The organism is Polynucleobacter sp., from assembly GCF_040400325.1.
In the GTDB taxonomy this organism is placed as follows: domain Bacteria; phylum Pseudomonadota; class Gammaproteobacteria; order Burkholderiales; family Burkholderiaceae; genus Polynucleobacter.
On record NZ_JBBAQK010000003.1, the window covers coordinates 1 to 17,449 of the forward strand.

A 17,449-nucleotide genomic window follows, 5' to 3' on the forward strand; every position below is an offset into this window, starting at 1 on the left:
AACTGTAAAGTATGTGTCCGGTATAAAGTGTTAACTATGTGTCGAGTCATACAAAGCCCTTGAATCTATATTCAGGGGCTTTTTCACCAGCAAATACAACGTCTATCTGCCTCCCAATTCAACCCTCGAGTCTTCTTTCTAATCAGTATTATTTTATCAAATTCATGCTATAATGCATTCATGCAGCATGAATATAGGAGAATACCATGGGCGCAGTCATAGATCATCAGGTTATTAAATCCATTGGATCCAGTGGGCAGATCTCACTTGGTAAAGAGCATGCAGGTCGTCAGGTTTTAGTTGAAAATCCAGAGCCTGGTGTTTGGGTTATTCGTACTGCTACTGTTGTTCCAGATAATGAAAAATGGATACATACACCTGCGGTTAAAAAGAATTTAACCGCTGCCTTAGCTTGGGCACAAAAAACACCTGCAAAAGCAACCGATCTCTCTAAATTAAAAATGGCCAAGACTCATGGCGCGAAACGTAAAGCCTGAGTTATTAGTTGAACTGGATCTAAATAGCCCAACCTTTCAATCCACTTGGAATAACCTTGAGCTCATTGAACAAGAAAAAGCAATTGCTACTTTTGAAAAAATCACGCAATTAACTTGGAACCAAGTCTATCGTGACAAGGGTTTGAAATGGGAAAAGATTCATAGTATTCAAGCGCCCAAAGGGATTGAAGTACTTTATTCGTTTAGAGTGAGTAAGTCGATTCGTGGGATTGGCTTTAGAGAAGGTCACTTTTTGAGGGTCTTATTGATTGAACCAGATCATGATGCGGCTTATGGAAAAAAATAATCCTCTAAAGGAGCGCTCTGCGGCCACCCCAAGCAAAGATATACGCAATTCCTCAGATCCCGATATCGCTGGTTCCTACTACGCTATGCAACGCGCTGGTCAAGCAGCAATTGACTTGGCAATCCAAACTAATACAGCAATCGTAACTACTGTTGATGGCAAGATTGTTCGGATCACAGCTGCTGAGCTGATTAAACAGCGCCAACTTAGCGCCTAAGTACCGTTGGTCGCGAGTTCGAATCTCGCCCAACCCACCAAAAATAAAGCCCTTGAATGCATATTCAGGGGCTTTTTCATTAGAGCAACCGAGGAATTTAGAGGGGCAGACTTCAGCACCATTGATCTCATAACCTGTCTCAAGGCGCATAAAACCACTACCTCACAGGGGTGCTTTGAGGTAATGACTTTAAAACATCAAAATGCTAATATCTAAGTATGATTAATTGGTCAAATTGTCCTGCCGTAGAAAGCGCCCCGGAGCGTGTTAGCGGAGCTTTGGTATTTTGCGGATCTAGAGTACCTATCGCTGCCCTTTTTGAAAATTTAGAAGATGGAATTACGATCAAAGAATTTATTGAAATCTTCCCAGGTATTAAATTAGAGCAAGCACGTGCTGTTTTGGATTTTGCAGCCAAGAATTCACTTACTGCTGCGTGAAAATATTATTTGATCAGGGAACACCTGCGCCCTTAAGAGATTTTTTACTGAATCATGATGTCTCGACTGCTTATGAATTAGGTTGGTCAACTCTGAAAAATGGGGAACTTTTAAGTATGGCGGAAACAAATAGTTTTGAGGTTTTTATTACAACCGATACCAATCTTCGCTATCAACAAAATCTCATCCAAAGAAAAATTGCCATAGTGGTACTTAGCACCACTAGTTGGCCAAGAATAAAATCTAATACTTCTAAAATCATTACGGCAGTTAATCAGTCTGCAGACAATAGCTTTATCGAAGTCAATATCCCGTTTGATAACTAAGTAGCAACATATTTATATTAGAGCAGCGGACTTTTAATCCGTTGGTCACGAGTTCGAAAACAAAATTTCGATGTAATCAATCCCTTCCCAACACACCATCAGTTGATTTTATTTGATATCTGGCTGCCATTGATATCCTTTAGCCTTCATACAGGCTGTATAGAGCTCATGATTGGTCCGTACGCCAGAATATCCATTACTCATTCCGCCCCAGCCCCAGCCCCAGCCGCCTCCTCCAAAATTTCCATCTACATACCCATACGGCTGTTGTGAATCTTTTAGACACGTATATTTATCCTGATCAGATTCAAGAGTTGGCATATTGTCTTTAACCCAAACTCCTGATGGAGTAGAGCAGGCGCTCAGAATACAAGCAAAAATACATAAGATAGTTTTTTGATAGGGCATAGTTCAAACCAGTAGTAGTCAATAAATAATTTGATCAAATAAGCCATCATTAGCGTCATTTGATACGGGAATAATTTCTAACATTCTAGCTAATAAAGGATAAATATCAATATTAGGGACCAAGTTTAATTCTGTCTGTTGTATATTTTTTCCAGAAACAATAAAAAGACCGTGCATATCCTTTTCTTCGGGATCAAAGCCATGATTCCCTTTCATTATCTTTGCTTGAGGTTTAAAGGATATCGTCCAACCAAGCTCTGCTAAACAAACTATTTTCGGCACCCTGCGATGTGAACCCAAGTGATATTTAGCAGGAATTTTATCTTTAGGCCAGCATTTCATATGATTAATTTCTTCTAAACTTTGCAAAACTTTTTGAGGATCTTCATTTTTATAGTCTAATCCTGCAACTGGACCAATCCATTGAGGCTCTATATTCGGAAAATTTTTCATTAACTGATCCAATAAAATGACACGCTGATCACTCAAAGATGTCATTCCATGATCTGAAACAATAATCAAGGTAGTTAATTGTAGTAATTGCAAATCATTCAATCCTGCTATCAATTGACCAATTGCATTATCAATACGTGCAATCGCCTTATTGACTTCCTCACTATCTGGTCCGTATTCATGGCCAAAATGATCTACCTCAGAAAAATAGAGGGTTGCAAAGTCTGCACGGTCATTATCTGGTCGACTTAGCCAATTCAAAAGTTTTTCAACCCTTTGGCTAGAGCTTAGTCGATCGTCATATACCAGCCAATCCCGTGGCTGAATCCCGCTTATTTTTGCTTCCGTTCCTGGCCAAAATAAAGTTGATGAAATCTTTCCTTGGCGAGAAAGGCTGACCCATATTGGCTCAGCATCGCTCCACCAGAATGGATTGGAAACAGCCTCTTTTGCAGAAAGTTTAAATGTTTGTTGCGGTAATAGTGGATCAATCATCCAATTATTTACAATACCATGATGATCAGGATATTTTCCAGTCACCATACTGTAGTGATTTGGAAATGTTACGGATGGAAAAGAAGAAATTAAACCTTTTGCATGTGCTCCATGTTGCGCCAAATTTAGTAGACCATGAGAAAAACCACGATGAATATAATCTGCACGAAACCCATCAATACTGATTAATAGAATCAGTGGCTTAACTGGCTGCTGTTGTGCCTGTACTATGCAAGTAAAACTTAATATTAATAACAGGCTCAAACTTCTAAATCGATTGAAAATAAATGTGAGACTCAAGTGATGTGCTTTAGAACTAAAATTTTGAAGTATTCGCAAATTTTTTCATTGCGATCGGTTAAATAATTAAAGATTATTAAACCCACCAAGGCAATCGAAATACCAAAAGCTGTAGCATACAATGCGGTAGCTATACCAGAACTAATGGCAGCTGGGTCAGAATTACCCGATACAGATAGAGCTAAGAATGTTTCAACTATTCCAAAAATAGTACCCAACAGGCCAAGCAAAGGGGCAGCAGTAACGACTGTATCTAAGATCCAAATCCTATTGAATAACTTCTCCCTTAGCTCCAAATACACCGCCTCTACAAAATCTTCAAGTTTATTAGGACTTGTTGAGTTTAAATCGATGATTTTTTTAAGACTATTAGCAATCAGATCTTGGTCAGAATCATTTTTATCTCTTGAGACATCAAATACACCCGCTTTGATGATGGCTGATGCACGTCGAAAATTCACGAATGAAAAGATAAAACGCTCAATTCCAATGACTAACGTAACAACAGACATCACTACCATCATCAAAAATATTACCTGGTGAATAATTTCAGTCATATTAAAAATCTGATGAGATGGTTACGCCGACAAATTGATATGCTCCACGAAAGTAAAGGGGTGATCCACCACCTCTGATACTTGCATTGGTTGTGGGTGTAATACTTGAACCGCTACCACTGTTCGCTACCAAATATTTTGCATTCAATAGGTTACCAATATTCAGTTTAATGGTAGGTGTCTTTAAGAAGCTAGTTGGCTCAAATTGATAAGCAGCATTTAAATTGACTACTGTGTAAGGATTCAAAGACTCATCATTGACCAAAGTTGTATAAACCATACCAGTATATTTAGCATTCAAGCCGATTAAATATGGACCGTAAGTATATTGTCCTGAAGCGCCAAACATATATTTAGGAGTATCTGGAAAGGCCTTGCCAGCAGTCGCTAGAGTTGTAGTCTGTCCAGTAATAGTTTGGGTTGTATAGTTACCCTGTATAGTACTGTTAGTTAAACTACCAGATACAAAGCCACTCCAACCCTTTATGGGTTTAGACCCTGCCTGAAATTCAATACCATTCACTTGAGATGTTCCTACATTGTAGTCAGTAACAGTTAAAGTATTTGGGTTATAGGCTGTGGCAATTCTGTTGTTAAGATTAGTTGAAAATAATGCCAGTGAGGAATCAAAATAGTTCCCGAAATAGCGCAATCCACCCTCATACGTTGTTGAAGTTTCTGCCACGACAGAATTATTAGGATTTAGAGAGTAACGACTAGCGATACCGTTGGTATAAGTGACGTTTGAAACCCAACCAGTTAAAACAGTATTAGAAGGCGCCCTCATATTTTGTGAAAAGGCTGCATAAGCCTGATAATTTTCGTTAAATCTGTAGCGCGCAGCTAAACTTGGCAAAACTTTACTGTAACTTGCACTTGCTGAGTAGTTGGCACCGCCGCCAGTACCATTGTTCGCAGTGTTATCTAAATTTCGATTAATCATTAAACTACGTACGCCAAAATTGATATCTAGCTCCTTATTTACCGTCCAAGTATTTTGAGCAAATAATGAGCTAGAGGTCGTAGTTGTGAGCCAGTTTCGACCTTGATAAATTGAGCCATTATTGTAATTAGTTAGACCACTTGTTAACCAGACGCTGGAGATATCTCCTTGGTTGGTGACCGTGGTAGCAGGCTGCGTTTGTTGATGAGAAGCTCGCTCTACCCAATATCCAATCGATGCTTTATTATCCTCAAAATCATAATCGGCACGAACGGTTATACCAGGACGATTAGTCTTAGTAACAGAGCTACTATAAACACCAACTACTGAAGAGGAGTTTAAATAAGGATTACTAATTCCACCATTATTAAGCGCACCATTAAATGAGCTGGATGTTGTCAAAGTCCTTTGCTGAATACCCCCAGTACCATAGCCATACCAATAATAAGGCACAGCAACTAATGTTAACTTGTCAGTAGCTCGAGTCTGCAATTTGGCAGTTGCAAGAGCATTGTCAAATGGATTTAGTGAATATCCATAATAAGTATTACCTAAACTTGTCGAAGTTGATGCAGTCGAAAAGTTTACTGCATCCGAACCGCCCACATTATGCTGTGGTATCCGGTCGGTATAGGTCATACTCGGATTATTGTTGTATTGAGCCTTTGTAACGGTAGCAAAGTTATTATTAACTGCGCGATTAAATAGAATGCTTCCGCTAAAATTGGTGTCTGGTGAAATTTTCCACTCCCAGCCTGTTTCAATATGATCACGTTTAGCTTCTCCAGATCCTATAAATTGATCTACTTGAGAATAAGAGGCGGATAAATAAAACTTAAATGGGCTACTTTCTCCCATATACCCACTATCCATTCTGATAAAAGTACGGGAAAAGCCATATTGACCAACAGATTGAGCTATTTTTCCACCGTAGCTATCTTTCGGGGCACAAGACACCATACCAATATTTCCACCAGAAGCACCAATATGCGGGGATTCAATATCTGCCGATCCTTGTCGTACATAAACCTCGCAAAGGTTTTCGCTATCTATATACTCTTGCGGATAAATAGCAAAGTTACCAGAATCATTCACAGGGGCGCCATTAATGGTGAAACCTATTTGATCGCTATTAAATCCACGAACGCGAATATTACCTCCAAACAGACCTGTCGGGTCTGTACTGTATGAATTTACGCTAGGCTCAAGTCGCAAAATTTCGGCTACGCTTGCTGATGGGAGTAATTTATCAATTGCTGTTTTTGTAACAGTACTTTTTTGATAAAACCCATCATCAGCAATCATGAGGCCTGTACCCAGTTTATCGCCCTCTCCAGCAATAACGACCTGCCCTACATCGGTAGTTTGCTGGGAGTAAGCTGGGTTAGATAAGAGGCCAACACTTGCCATAGCGATTGCAAGAGTCGATACCTTGAGTTTAATGTCATGTGAATATTTCATAAAAGTCCCTTGTAAATAAATTAGCTATTAATTGAAAATCTCAAACTTGTTGTAAAACGATGTGAGTTCTCACCTGAATAAATAGAATTTGGAAATGCTGGATAAGTTGCTCTTTTGGCAGTTCTAATTGCTTCGTTATCCAATAAATTGGACCCCGAGCTATTCAGTAAGCCGCAATCCAATAAATTTCCTGACCGATCTAATGTCAGCCAAATACGTACCACGCCTTCGGGTCGACTCTCTCTGGCTTCACGGCTTGTGGGGTAACGTTTAGTTTTTTCTAGCGCTGCTAGAACTAAACCTTCATATCTGACTCCAGCTGCTGAAGCACTTGTAGTTTGGTTAGCTTCGCTAGATTTTTCACTACTCTCTTGTAGATTTGATTGAACTGCAGTATTAGAGCTTGTTGTAATATTTTCAACGGACGTGGATTTTGATTTTGAATCTGATTGAGATTTTGATTTCTCTTCAAATTTCTGTATATCTGGCTTTGATGGAATCGTTAATTTTTCCCGCTTTTCTTGTATAGGATTACTACTCACAATCGGATCATTTGATAAATAAGCGACAAACTCTGGTTGCGAAGTCAAATCACTTACTTTATTTAGCTGGTTAAGAACTAGCCAACTGATTAAACATATTAATAGAGGGAACAAATACGATATTTGTTCGCGGTAGTAATAAATAATCGACCAATGTCGCTCTTGGAGAATCATTTTTTTCTCGTAGCGATAGTTACCGTGTCTATACCAGACTTTTTGACCGAATCCATCACATCGACCAAAGTCTGCAAGGTAGTCACTTGATCCCCTTTAATGAGGACCGATATATTTTCCTCAGTTTGCCTTTTTTCAATTAATGAACGCAATAATTCATTGAGGTTTTGTACTAAAAAACCGTCTAATTGAATTAAGTTATCTTCCGATATTGAAACGATGACTTGTTTGCGTGGTTTTTGATTGTCAGCTGAGGAAGACGACGGCAAGACCGTTTTGTGACCTAAGGACGGAATAACGTTAATACTAATTAAGACAAAGAAGGCGAGTAAAAACATCATTAGGTCGATCATTGGGATCAATTCAATGCGACTTTTTTTTCTCGGTTGATGGGAAAATTTCACCAGTAATTATTTCAAATAATTATTAAATTTTGATTACAGAAATATTACAGAAATATTATATTCAGTAGAAACACAAGTATAAGTAAGCCATTACACACTTTATTGCTATCTTTTTTTTCGAGCCGACAATTTATGAAAGTTTAATTAATTAAAAGCTAATGACTACCTTTTAATCCGTTGGTCGCGAGTTCGAAAACGAAGTTTCGACACAGTCAATCTCGCCCGACCTACTATTTAAGCAACGAGATCACAGCAATGTGGTCCCTTTTCTTTTGTGCCCGGCTAGCACGATAACAAAACACTATGCTATTCCTCTAGTTCTACCTCAAGCATTAAACTAGACTCTGCATCTGCTAGCTCTGCATATTCATTAGCATGCATTTGATCATCAAAAGATAGCTGAGCAAAACGTTCAGCAACTTGAAAATTTCTTTCTCGATAATTATCTAAAGCTAGCAATTGATTCCAGGCAGCCTTTTGATAATATTCTGCTGCCATCCTTCTGAAATCAATAACCTTGTCATTAGTGTTTTGCTCTAGCACAGCCTCTCCCTTCAAAAAGATATTGAATATGGATAGATGTTCCGCTTTTGATATGACACGTTTATGAATCTAGGAAAAAATTGTCATATATGGGCTTGATATTTCGACTTCAAATATGACAATTTCACCTCTTAAAATATATTCGTAAATATTTCAATTAATGGTGTGCATGTCATATTTAATCACCAAAATAACCACTACTTATGGGAGATGAAGAATAAGTTTGATTGTTACTATTTTTGATCAGTTTGTTCTAGCAGCCCATAGGTAACCATCATTTAATTACCCTTTAGGAGGACTAAGATGACAACGTTTACCAGTGAAGATCGCGAGAAAGTTGAGAAAGAGCCAATACCATTTTATGGCTATTGCAATTTAACTGATCAATTCCTGGAAGAGCATAACTCTGCTATGAATCCAGTTATCAAAAAAATCAAGCTGGAGTATCGGATAGATGATGGAAGTGAAGACTTGGAAAGCTAAGTTTCAATACTTGCGGTGCTGCTTGCCTAACTTTTCAGGCTTTCCATTGCCGTAGAGGCACCAGTATTTAATTTCTTCAGTAAGCGCTTCAAGATCTTTTGCCTTTAAAGCCTTCAAGGCTTTTAAGTCTATAGATTCTGCATGCTTTAACTTAATTAATATTTGTTCTAAAGCGTCCATCTTGACTGCCTTTCGTAAAGAAATAGCGGATTTAATTCTAGCTCATTACCTTGATGAAACTATTTTGCTGTCACGCAACATACTTAAAGAGACAGTATTATAACTAAGTATTAACCCTAATATATTTAGATAAAGGAGTCTTAAATGACACAATTATTGAGTCTCTTCAGTTTTATTTTTGATAAGCGCAGTAAAAGCAAGAATGTAGAGAAGCCTACCACTGCTAACGTTTTGCAAACCGTAAAACTAATTAAAGATTCAGTATTGAATCTTTACGATGCTTGGAGCGAGGCAAGACTAGAGCGAGCAAATTTTTATAACAAACATCGTCATATATCGTCATATTGAATAAGATTATGCTGACGACTGAGTTTCTACCGCGGGACCAGTTTTCAGAATACGGATCTTGGTTAAAAAACCAAGATCTAGAAACTCTCTATGACTACTTTGGGTACGTGACTGGTGAAAAAGTAATTGACTCACTAGTTCAGCAGTTTATTTGCAATCCTAAAAAGCACCACTTCTTAATTGCGAGGGTGGATGGTCAATGGGCCGGCACAATTCATATTGCTACTCACACACAATAAGTTGAATTTGGCGTCATCATAGCGTTACTTCATCGTAGGCAAGGAATAGCAAACATAATGATGGATCAAGCTATTACATGGGCTCGTAATCGTTTTTACACTGACCTATATATGCACTGCATTGAACGCAATAGCGCCATAAAACGGCTTTGCCAAAAACACGATCATAAAGTCAGAAATATGATGGGTGATTCAGAGGCTGATCTTGTCTTACCTCCACCCACTCCACTCACTTTTTTTAAAGAGCAGCTGACAACACAGTACAACCTACTTGCTAAGCTTATTCCTTACCAATACAGCCATCAATAATTTATCCGTTTATCCGACCAATTGGCGTCGACGCCACTTGACTCACATGTCAACCCTTCTTGCCCCATGAGATCCTATTTGATAACTAAGTAGGAACATATTCACATAAGAGTAGCGGACTTTTAATCTGTTGGTCGCGAGTTCGAAAACGAAGTTTCGACGCAGTCAATCTAGCCTGACCTACCAAAAATTAAGCCCTAAAATGCATATTCAGGGGCTTTTTCGTTGGATAGGTAGATTAATCATTTTGTCATATTGCTCCTACAAAATTTTTTAACCTATTTATTAGAGACATATCCATTATGAAAAATATCTCCGTGCATCAGCGTCGCTCCTTCATCAAAACGATTGTGGGCGCCCCGCTACTTCCTATTGGTGGAACTGGCATAGCAGCCTTATTTAGTTCCAAATCTTTATTAGCTGCCCAAGTTAACAGTCCTTTTAAATCTGCTGAATTTATCCCAATGGATGCACCATCCTTAATGAATCCAGAGGCTATGGCAACGACTACCGTTGGATCCTTATTAGAAATCACAAGTCAAAATAACCTCAAGAAAACTTATAAGTTAGCTTACGAGCCATTTTTTATGACAGGCGATATGGTTCCCGATGGCAATGGCGGAAAAGTTTTGGCTGGCGGCTATGTTGATATTCACAACAGACCAATTATGGATACGTCAGTACTTGGAAAAGAAAGACAGTTCTTCTCCGATTGCCCAGATGGAATGTCTTTACTAAAACTGACTAAGTCGAATGTAAAGGGTGTATCAGGTAATACTGTTTTTGCAGTCGTTCAGTTTGAATACACCAACACCAATCAAGGTGGTGAAAAAATGTATGCACAACTGCCCTCGCAAATTGCAGTGCTGACATTAAATCAAAATCCCAAGAATGGAAAGCTTTCCTTGGTCAAATACTCTCCGGTAAATAGCTCTAATACTCAAGGACTATGGATTACATGCGGCTCTAGCTTATCCCCCTGGAATACTCACCTATCTAGTGAAGAGTATGAACCAGACGCTCCATTTGCACATGAAAATCGAAGGTTTAAGAGTTTTAGTAAAAATCTTTATGGCAATGAAACTAGCGCTAATCCCTATAACTATGGATATCTTCCTGAAGTCACGGTTAATGCCAATGGTACGGGGACTCTAGTAAAACACTACTGTCTAGGTAGAATTTCACATGAGCTCATTGAAGTGATGCCCGATAGAAGAACTGTATTAATGGGTGATGACTACACCAATAGCGCTATGTTTCTCTTTATTGCCGATAAAGCAGAGGATCTCTCCTCGGGTACTTTATATGTAGCAAAATTAGGCGAAGGTTTTTCAATAGATCCTAAAGATGCAGGTGCAAAACTGAGTTGGCTCAAGCTAGGTCACGCCACCAGCGACGAAATAAAAAAATTAGCTCATTCCTTAAAGCCATCTGACATCATGACAGTTTTAAAGGCAGATCCAAACGATCCTTCATTCACTAAGATTTTCTACGATGGGGTAGCCAATTGGGTAAAGCTGAATCCAGGTATGGAAAAAGCAGCTGCATTTCTGGAAACACACCGTTATGCCTATTTGATGGGTGGTAGCATGGGTTTTAGCAAAATGGAAGGTACAACTGCTAATACCAAAGATAAGGTTGCCTACTTTGCCTTACAAAATATTCAAGACTCAATGATTAGAAGTGGTAAAGGTTGGAATGCACAAAGTAATATTGAGGTAGCCAAGCCATTAATTGCTGGCGGCATCATGACCAGCAAACTTGAGGGTAACCAGAAAGATCAATTCAGTAATGCCTTAAATAGCGAATGGGTACCTTCCTCGATCTCAGCCCTAATCGTTGGGGAGGATATTGAGCCAGATGCATTAGGCAATCTAGCCAATCCCAATATGATCTCTAATCCAGACAACTTAAAGTTTTCTGAAAAGCTCAGAACACTATTTATTGGCGAAGACAGTGGTACTCATGTGAATAACTTTATTTGGGCCTATAACGTTGATACCAAGAAACTCAGTCGCATAGCCTCAATGCCATCCGGCGCTGAAGCAACTGGACTCGGAGTAGTAGACGATCTTAATGGCTGGATGTATATCACGGCAAATATTCAACACCCAGGCGACTGGCTAGGAAAGCTTCACAACACTGTCAAGCCTACTCTCGATCCACTGATCAAGAAAAATTACAATGATCGCTTTAGTGCTGCAGTCGGCTACATCACAGCCATTCCTATGGGAATAAAAATGAATTAAAAGGTCTTCTGCATATAAAATTTTTTAATTCGTTGCTCGCTAGAAAAAAATTTATGAGTTCAGAACAAGTGATAGAACTACTTTTCTCAGTCAAATGAAACCATTATTAGTAATGCTTGTTGGTATTTTTAGGATAAAAGCCCGCCTACCAAACCCATAGTTAGGCCCAAGAGGGTCACATTAAAAATAAAAGATAAAAGACTATGTACCGTCACTAAGTTTCTAATTTTTGGCTCAACGATAATAATATCTGCAGTCTGAAAAGTCATACCAATAACCAATGAGAAATGAAAAAAGTCAGAATAAGCTGGGTATTTATTACCCACAAAGATTAAGGGCGTAAAGGCCGAACCCTCTTTTAAATTAGCATAATAAACATGAGCGTAATGTAAAGCATATGCTGTGTGTAAAACCATCCATGAAAGAGAAAAAGTTACTCCCGTCATTAATATCCCAAGTACTCGCTCTTTTAATGGGATTTCATTTGTAGCTCCCACATGAATAAAAATAGCTGCCAAACTTACTACACTTGCTAATATAGAAATAATATAGATAAGTACTTGTCCGTCGTCTTCATGTGCACTCAAATGAGATATTTTTTTTCTATTGAAATACGACATCATAAAAAATACTAAGATTAGATATGTTGCTGAGGCTGCGCTCCAAGCCATCAAAAAACGAGTTGAGAAATAATGGCCTTCAAGAAGCAAGAATGTAATAGCACCCACAATGACGGCATATAAAAGCCTAGGCTTTGCCTTCATTAATAACCAGCGAAACTTTGTCAACTCATGTTCCATCGAGATCCTAATTGAGCTCTTTTTGAATTACATTTCTAAGCTTAGAATGCCTATCATATCGATATAGGTCAAATAATTTACGAGCTTACCTATATAAACCTTGGCTAAGCCGTTCACATTCTTCTTGACACTCATTTCTAGGGCCTGGTATAGACCTCTTAGTTGCTGCAAACAGACAGCCGCATACCACATGCAAAACCAGATAGATATCCTCAAATGTCTTCATTGCTTTATTGAAACAATTTGACAACTTTTAATCAGTTGATCGCGAGTATGAAAATGAAGCCCTTGAATGCCTCTTCAGGAGCTATTGCTTTTACAGCAATAAATTAATGCTCCGCCTTATTGAGGGCTGAAAAAGTATCTTTGATTAACTCTGCTTCTAAATATTCTGTGGAGTGCGGTAGGTCTAGAGTCATTTGATCTATAGACTGCAACCATAAGGTTCCCGACTCAATCGTGCAACCTAAAAGATGACCACCGTGGAGCTTATCCTCACTCAGAAAATGCAAATGAAATCCGGGAACGGTAACCGATCCCATGAAATCTGGGGTCCAATAGCCTACAAGTTGGCCAGCGATAGATTCGAAGTTGAATTCAACCTGATCGCCTGCTACATCCACCAAAGATCGATAGCAATGCTGTTTAGGAACTGATCTGGCATGAATATTTGAAAAGATGCCCTCTACTCGAATCGCATAAATCAAGTTCTGAGAAAGCATGTTTTTAGAAATCGTATTTTGTAAATCAACATAACTTGAGGGGCCATGAAGACTAATTGACACATTTGACTCAAAATGGGTAACACAGGCATATGGAGAGCAACCGCTTAAGGTAGCTTTATCTACAGAGCCATCTGATTTGAGCTGATAAAAAATACCATCGACCAGCACCATCTCTCCATCTAAATCATTAAATGTACCTAAGCCGAAATCACCATGCGTGAGGATTTGAGCAAGAGTCTTATCTTCTCGCAAAATACCTTGCACCAATGCATTAACGGGAGATGAAACATATAGTGAATTAGGCATGTATTCGATTGTAAGCAATTTCACATCTTTTTATCGGTTTTAATCTGTTTCAATAATCGCTTTTCTAAATGCATCGACCATTTGATCAATTTGTCCTCGCGTGGAAATAAAGGGTGGCGCTAATACCAGGGTATCACCAGGAGCACGTGTTAATACACCATGCTTAAATGCGAGAGCCTGAGCCTGAAAACCACGTTGGCCAGGAGCACCGTCCTTTACCTTCAACTCAATACCTGCTGCTAATCCAAAATTGCGAACACTGACTACCTTATCAAGATCAGCCAAAGAATGAACAGCATCTTCAAAATAAGGGGATAAGGTATTGACTTGATCAATGAGGTTCTCTTGCTCTATAACATCTATCATTGCAAGCGCTGCGGCGCATGACAAAGGATGTCCAGAGCAAGTGTAGCCGTGCATCAATTCAGCTAGATGAGGAGGACCATTCATGAGAGCATCATGCATAGAGCGCTTCACAATGACCCCTCCTAAGGGAGCTGCGCCATTAGTGACTGTTTTAGCAAATAAAATCATATCCGGAATAACGTCAAAAGTAGTCGAGGCAAACATATTTCCAGTTCGACCAAACCCTGTGATCACTTCATCAAAAATTAACAAGAGTTGATGACGATCGCAAATTTCTCGAATACGCTTTAAATACCCTTTGGGTGGAACTAAAACTCCAGTAGAGCACGCAATAGGTTCAATAATGACAGCGGCAATATTACTAGCCCCATGCAGAGCAATGATTCTACTTTCGAGCTCATCCGCCATTTTTACCCCAAGCTCTGGTTGCCCTCTAATGAATGCTTGATTTTCAGCATCCCAAGTAGAGCGCAAATGGTCTGTACGCAATAATGATGTTCCGAAAGCATTGCGGTTATTCACCATGCCTCCGACTGATATTCCACCAAAACCAACGCCATGAAAGCCGCGCTCACGACCAATAAATAAATTGCGCTGCCCCTGGCCACTCACACGCCAATAGGCTAAAGCCAACTTCATAGCGGTATCACAGGCCTCAGAACCACTATTCACTAAAAAGACTCTATCTAAACCTGGTGGCGCAATCGATGCAATGCGGTCAGCCAATTGAAAGGCTCCAGGATGGCCAACCTGAAAGCTGGAAGCAAAATCAAGCACATCAATTTGAGATTTCATGGCATCTGAAATCTTCGGGTGCCGATGTCCTGCACTAACACACCATAATCCTGATATGCCGTCTAGAATACTTCTCCCATCATCTGTCTGATAGGTAACCCCCGATGCCGAATGAACCATACGAGGAGCATTCTTGAACTCTCGATTAGGGGTAAATGGCATCCAAAAGCTGTCTAGAGAACTCATATCATTCAGTATTAAAAATACTTCAAATTATTTGTTAGTAGTAATTGACATTAGCATACCCCAAAAGAGACATGAGATTACTAGCTTAACTGAGATAATGGATTCATAAAGTCACTCATCTTGCCAAATTCAAAGGGAAAAGCTAATGCTCATTCAGTGCCCCAATTGCAATAAATTGAATCGCCTGCCGCCAAGTCGAATTAACGAAAAACCAATCTGTGGCGTCTGTAAATCCAGTTTGCTCTTGGGACCACTTGATGCCGATCAGACTAATTTTCAAGAAATTCTGAAATCAACTACGCTACCCATCATTGTTGATTTTTGGGCACCATGGTGTGGTCCATGCAAAATGTTTGCCCCAACTTTTCTCTCTAGTGCAGGCAAATATGGCGAAGAAATACTTCACGTCAAAGTTGATACTGAAGCTAATCCTGCTATTGGCCAAGAATATAACATTCGATCTATTCCAACTTTGGTCATCTTTAAAAATGGCTCTGAAGTTGAGAGATTTTTTGGTGCGCTATCTCCTGCAGAGTTAAATCAATTTATTACTCGATTTAAATAAATCAAAAGCTGCAGGTGGCGGGGCTTAGGGATTATTGAGACAGCTGACGTTCGCTCTTTGCTCTTAAAAAAATCAGTGCGATAACGCCCAATAACATGACGTATATTGAAATATATACAGCCCCCTTGCTATGAGCATAAGCAAAGCTTGAGTAACTTAAGTAAGCACAAGACGCACAAAATAGTAGAGGCGTTATTGGATACAGTGGAATACTAAAATCTCTTTTAACGCTACGATCCTTAGCGCGCAATATAAAAACAGCAATGCCAATTAAAAATAGAAAAAACCAAAAGACTGGTGCTGTAAATTCCACCATCGCATCAAAGCCATCAGCCTGAAAAGCTCCAAAGCCAACTAAAGCCAGACAAATAGCAGACTGGACAAGCAGGGCTAAGGTAGGTGAACCACGCTTGCTCTCCCACTGCCCCATAAACCTCAGGCCATCCCAGTCATCCCCAATTGCATAGTTTGTTCGGGCCCCCACAATCATGGTCGCATTGATACTAGTTAATGCTGCAACAGCAACAAAAAGCCCAAGTAATTTTTCACCTAAAGGCCCAAAAGCCATCGCTAGAAGATCGGCCGGAGCAGCTTTGCTACTAGCCAGCTTATCCATCCCTAATCCAGCGATGAGAGCCCAGTTAACTAATAGATAGATAACGGTGATGAGAATAATACTAAGGACAATCACTGAGACTATGGCCTTGCTACCCCCCTTTACTTCTGCCGAAATATAGGCTGACTCATTCCATCCACCAAAAGTCAGCAAAACAAACACTAGGGCTAGACCTAAAAGACCTATAGAAGGAGCATTTGAAAAAGCTGGCGCATGCTCAACTGAGGGTAAAGGCGATCCAATGAATCCAAATCCTACGGCAATAATCACTACTAAGCCTGCTACCTCAAATAATGTCAGCACACTTTGAATACCAGAGCTTAAGTGGATGCCAATTAAATTAACTCCCGTTAGCACGATGATGATCATGATCGCCCATATCACTGTAGAGTAAGTGCCAAGAGGAAGAACCTTCGTCATGTAATCACCAAAGACAAAGGCAAGTAAGGCTATAGATCCAGTATTGATAACAGTGGCTTTAGCCCAGCCATACAAAAAAGAAATATTTTTTCCATAGGCCTTATTGAGAAAATGATAATCTCCGCCTGCATGTGGATACATAGTAGCCAGCTCGGCATAACAAAGCGCTCCAGCCAGAGAGATAATAAAGCCAGCAACCCATATCGCCATCATCCATCCAATATCACCAGTAATACCGGCTACCATGGATGGCGTCTTAAAGATTCCTGCTCCAATGACAATACCAACAATAATTGCTATCGCGCCTAATCGAGATAAAAGGCGCCCTGGAATTTGAAGAGCGTCATTATTCATAAACTAATTAAGGGAGTGTTGTTAGATGAAAACTTACCGTTTAAAACCAGAAAATTCTCGAATCATGTAGTTAGAGTTTTCTTCACCTTTGATATTGGATCCATTAAAGCTCAGGCGAATTGTTCTCAAATTATTCATGTCATCAATATAACTAAATTGCAATTTATCACCTTTTAGATCAGCATTGAGAATAGGCTGAGTTTTCTTACCTAAGGTAATATTGCCTCCTACGTACTGAAACTTTTGGGACAGATTTAATATGGTGCTACTTTTTGAGTCAAAACTATCTAGCACCCATTCTCCAAAAACATTGGCAGGTACAACCCAAAAATAACCCTTAGCAGGATTATCAATCTCTGCGTCTGCCTGCCAGTCACCCATATCAAATGCATGAGAGACCACGCGCGTCCCAGGCTTCATTTTCAGAATAGTAGGTCTTAA

General features: G+C 39.4%; 23 protein-coding genes and 1 pseudogene. 11 read left to right on the forward strand and 13 right to left on the reverse strand.

The window, feature by feature from the left end:
• Positions 1-206 precede the first annotated feature (206 nt).
• From ABWP14_RS03675 to ABWP14_RS03695, 5 genes are all read left to right on the forward strand, one after another.
• Positions 207-497, forward strand: a complete 291-nt coding sequence (locus ABWP14_RS03675; RefSeq protein ID WP_353201633.1) for a hypothetical protein — start codon at positions 207-209, stop codon at positions 495-497.
• Positions 475-804 carry a hypothetical protein gene (locus ABWP14_RS03680; protein WP_353201634.1) on the forward strand — a complete coding sequence of 110 codons (330 nt, stop codon included), beginning with the start codon at positions 475-477 and terminating at the stop codon, positions 802-804. Before ABWP14_RS03675 ends, ABWP14_RS03680 begins: the two co-directional genes overlap by 23 nt.
• The gene (locus ABWP14_RS03685; RefSeq protein WP_353201635.1) at positions 791-1,021 is read left to right on the forward strand and encodes a hypothetical protein; all 231 of its coding nucleotides are present in this window, start codon (positions 791-793) and stop codon (positions 1,019-1,021) included. Before ABWP14_RS03680 ends, ABWP14_RS03685 begins: the two co-directional genes overlap by 14 nt.
• 218 nt (positions 1,022-1,239) lie before the next feature.
• Complete coding sequence (locus tag ABWP14_RS03690) at positions 1,240-1,461, forward strand: DUF433 domain-containing protein (protein ID WP_353201636.1); 222 nt, start codon at positions 1,240-1,242, stop codon at positions 1,459-1,461.
• On the forward strand, positions 1,458-1,787 hold the full coding sequence (locus tag ABWP14_RS03695; RefSeq protein ID WP_353201637.1) for a DUF5615 family PIN-like protein: 330 nt from the start codon (positions 1,458-1,460) through the stop codon (positions 1,785-1,787). Before ABWP14_RS03690 ends, ABWP14_RS03695 begins: the two co-directional genes overlap by 4 nt.
• Positions 1,788-1,895: 108 nt before the next feature.
• On the opposite strand, the gene ABWP14_RS03700 is transcribed toward ABWP14_RS03695, so the two are convergent.
• From ABWP14_RS03700 to ABWP14_RS03730, 7 genes are all read right to left on the reverse strand, one after another.
• Positions 1,896-2,195 (reverse strand): hypothetical protein, encoded by a 300-nt coding sequence (locus ABWP14_RS03700; RefSeq protein WP_353201638.1) that lies wholly within the window; start codon positions 2,193-2,195, stop codon positions 1,896-1,898.
• Between the two features lie 18 nt (positions 2,196-2,213).
• On the reverse strand, positions 2,214-3,407 hold the full coding sequence (locus tag ABWP14_RS03705) for an alkaline phosphatase family protein (RefSeq protein WP_353201639.1): 1,194 nt from the start codon (positions 3,405-3,407) through the stop codon (positions 2,214-2,216).
• 32 nt (positions 3,408-3,439) lie between these two features.
• On the reverse strand, positions 3,440-4,000 hold the full coding sequence (locus ABWP14_RS03710; protein WP_353201640.1) for a MotA/TolQ/ExbB proton channel family protein: 561 nt from the start codon (positions 3,998-4,000) through the stop codon (positions 3,440-3,442).
• Position 4,001: 1 nt separating this feature from the next.
• Positions 4,002-6,404, reverse strand: a complete 2,403-nt coding sequence (locus ABWP14_RS03715) for a TonB-dependent receptor (RefSeq protein WP_353201641.1) — start codon at positions 6,402-6,404, stop codon at positions 4,002-4,004.
• A gap of 20 nt (positions 6,405-6,424) precedes the next feature.
• Positions 6,425-7,120, reverse strand: coding sequence for an energy transducer TonB (locus tag ABWP14_RS03720; RefSeq protein ID WP_353201642.1), 696 nt, complete (start codon positions 7,118-7,120; stop codon positions 6,425-6,427).
• Positions 7,117-7,461 (reverse strand): ExbD/TolR family protein, encoded by a 345-nt coding sequence (locus ABWP14_RS03725; protein ID WP_502930139.1) that lies wholly within the window; start codon positions 7,459-7,461, stop codon positions 7,117-7,119. Before ABWP14_RS03725 ends, ABWP14_RS03720 begins: the two co-directional genes overlap by 4 nt.
• Positions 7,462-7,830: 369 nt before the next feature.
• Entirely contained in the window at positions 7,831-8,067 is a 237-nt protein-coding gene (locus tag ABWP14_RS03730) for a hypothetical protein (protein WP_353201644.1), read from the reverse strand.
• 303 nt (positions 8,068-8,370) lie between these two features.
• Here ABWP14_RS03730 and ABWP14_RS03735 point away from each other — a divergent pair, with 303 nt between their 5' ends.
• Positions 8,371-8,550, forward strand: a complete 180-nt coding sequence (locus ABWP14_RS03735) for a hypothetical protein (RefSeq protein WP_353201645.1) — start codon at positions 8,371-8,373, stop codon at positions 8,548-8,550.
• 3 nt (positions 8,551-8,553) lie between these two features.
• Here the strand turns inward: ABWP14_RS03735 and ABWP14_RS03740 are convergent, their stop codons facing one another.
• A complete protein-coding gene (locus ABWP14_RS03740; protein WP_353201646.1) occupies positions 8,554-8,730 on the reverse strand; it encodes a hypothetical protein in 177 nt (58 codons plus the stop codon).
• A gap of 144 nt (positions 8,731-8,874) precedes the next feature.
• Here ABWP14_RS03740 and ABWP14_RS03745 point away from each other — a divergent pair, with 144 nt between their 5' ends.
• The 4 genes from ABWP14_RS03745 (at position 8,875) to ABWP14_RS03760 (ending at position 11,875) form a co-directional block, all read left to right on the forward strand.
• Positions 8,875-9,078 carry a hypothetical protein gene (locus tag ABWP14_RS03745; protein WP_353201647.1) on the forward strand — a complete coding sequence of 68 codons (204 nt, stop codon included), beginning with the start codon at positions 8,875-8,877 and terminating at the stop codon, positions 9,076-9,078.
• On the forward strand, positions 9,075-9,317 hold the full coding sequence (locus ABWP14_RS03750; RefSeq protein ID WP_353201648.1) for a hypothetical protein: 243 nt from the start codon (positions 9,075-9,077) through the stop codon (positions 9,315-9,317). Before ABWP14_RS03745 ends, ABWP14_RS03750 begins: the two co-directional genes overlap by 4 nt.
• A gap of 18 nt (positions 9,318-9,335) precedes the next feature.
• Positions 9,336-9,626, forward strand: coding sequence for a GNAT family N-acetyltransferase (locus ABWP14_RS03755; RefSeq protein ID WP_353201796.1), 291 nt, complete (start codon positions 9,336-9,338; stop codon positions 9,624-9,626).
• A gap of 302 nt (positions 9,627-9,928) precedes the next feature.
• Positions 9,929-11,875, forward strand: coding sequence for a PhoX family protein (locus tag ABWP14_RS03760; RefSeq protein ID WP_353201649.1), 1,947 nt, complete (start codon positions 9,929-9,931; stop codon positions 11,873-11,875).
• A gap of 128 nt (positions 11,876-12,003) precedes the next feature.
• On the opposite strand, the gene ABWP14_RS03765 is transcribed toward ABWP14_RS03760, so the two are convergent.
• From ABWP14_RS03765 to aptA, 3 genes are all read right to left on the reverse strand, one after another.
• Positions 12,004-12,663 (reverse strand): DUF1345 domain-containing protein, encoded by a 660-nt coding sequence (locus ABWP14_RS03765; RefSeq protein ID WP_353201650.1) that lies wholly within the window; start codon positions 12,661-12,663, stop codon positions 12,004-12,006.
• A gap of 341 nt (positions 12,664-13,004) precedes the next feature.
• A complete protein-coding gene (gene budA, locus ABWP14_RS03770; RefSeq protein WP_353201651.1) occupies positions 13,005-13,706 on the reverse strand; it encodes an acetolactate decarboxylase in 702 nt (233 codons plus the stop codon).
• A 39-nt stretch (positions 13,707-13,745) separates the two neighbouring features.
• The gene (aptA, locus tag ABWP14_RS03775; protein WP_353201652.1) at positions 13,746-15,053 is read right to left on the reverse strand and encodes an omega-aminotransferase AptA; all 1,308 of its coding nucleotides are present in this window, start codon (positions 15,051-15,053) and stop codon (positions 13,746-13,748) included.
• A 145-nt stretch (positions 15,054-15,198) separates the two neighbouring features.
• On the opposite strand from aptA, the gene trxC reads away from it, so the two are divergent.
• Positions 15,199-15,618: a thioredoxin TrxC gene (trxC, locus tag ABWP14_RS03780; protein ID WP_353201653.1), complete on the forward strand. Its 420-nt coding sequence runs from the start codon at positions 15,199-15,201 to the stop codon at positions 15,616-15,618.
• Between the two features lie 31 nt (positions 15,619-15,649).
• On the opposite strand, the gene ABWP14_RS03785 is transcribed toward trxC, so the two are convergent.
• Both ABWP14_RS03785 and ABWP14_RS03790 read right to left on the reverse strand, forming a co-directional pair.
• A complete protein-coding gene (locus ABWP14_RS03785; RefSeq protein ID WP_353201654.1) occupies positions 15,650-17,008 on the reverse strand; it encodes an APC family permease in 1,359 nt (452 codons plus the stop codon).
• Between the two features lie 33 nt (positions 17,009-17,041).
• A pseudogene (locus tag ABWP14_RS03790) lies at positions 17,042-17,449 on the reverse strand (class I SAM-dependent methyltransferase); the annotation flags it as partial.

Bases quoted from the DNA above. Each gene is read 5' to 3' on its own strand.
- ABWP14_RS03725 (WP_502930139.1), bottom strand. From the start codon at position 7,461: ATGATGTTTTTACTCGCCTTCTTTGTCTTAATTAGTATTAACGTTATT.
- ABWP14_RS03680 (WP_353201634.1), top strand. From the start codon at position 475: ATGGCGCGAAACGTAAAGCCTGAGTTATTAGTTGAACTGGATCTAAAT.
- aptA (WP_353201652.1), bottom strand. From the start codon at position 15,053: ATGAGTTCTCTAGACAGCTTTTGGATGCCATTTACCCCTAATCGAGAG.
- ABWP14_RS03720 (WP_353201642.1), bottom strand. From the start codon at position 7,120: ATGATTCTCCAAGAGCGACATTGGTCGATTATTTATTACTACCGCGAA.
- ABWP14_RS03710 (WP_353201640.1), bottom strand. From the start codon at position 4,000: ATGACTGAAATTATTCACCAGGTAATATTTTTGATGATGGTAGTGATG.
- ABWP14_RS03675 (WP_353201633.1), top strand. From the start codon at position 207: ATGGGCGCAGTCATAGATCATCAGGTTATTAAATCCATTGGATCCAGT.
- ABWP14_RS03745 (WP_353201647.1), top strand. From the start codon at position 8,875: ATGACACAATTATTGAGTCTCTTCAGTTTTATTTTTGATAAGCGCAGT.
- ABWP14_RS03690 (WP_353201636.1), top strand. From the start codon at position 1,240: ATGATTAATTGGTCAAATTGTCCTGCCGTAGAAAGCGCCCCGGAGCGT.
- ABWP14_RS03760 (WP_353201649.1), top strand. From the start codon at position 9,929: ATGAAAAATATCTCCGTGCATCAGCGTCGCTCCTTCATCAAAACGATT.
- ABWP14_RS03735 (WP_353201645.1), top strand. From the start codon at position 8,371: ATGACAACGTTTACCAGTGAAGATCGCGAGAAAGTTGAGAAAGAGCCA.
- ABWP14_RS03785 (WP_353201654.1), bottom strand. From the start codon at position 17,008: ATGAATAATGACGCTCTTCAAATTCCAGGGCGCCTTTTATCTCGATTA.
- ABWP14_RS03700 (WP_353201638.1), bottom strand. From the start codon at position 2,195: ATGCCCTATCAAAAAACTATCTTATGTATTTTTGCTTGTATTCTGAGC.
- trxC (WP_353201653.1), top strand. From the start codon at position 15,199: ATGCTCATTCAGTGCCCCAATTGCAATAAATTGAATCGCCTGCCGCCA.
- ABWP14_RS03715 (WP_353201641.1), bottom strand. From the start codon at position 6,404: ATGAAATATTCACATGACATTAAACTCAAGGTATCGACTCTTGCAATC.
- ABWP14_RS03685 (WP_353201635.1), top strand. From the start codon at position 791: ATGGAAAAAAATAATCCTCTAAAGGAGCGCTCTGCGGCCACCCCAAGC.
- ABWP14_RS03740 (WP_353201646.1), bottom strand. From the start codon at position 8,730: ATGGACGCTTTAGAACAAATATTAATTAAGTTAAAGCATGCAGAATCT.
- budA (WP_353201651.1), bottom strand. From the start codon at position 13,706: ATGCCTAATTCACTATATGTTTCATCTCCCGTTAATGCATTGGTGCAA.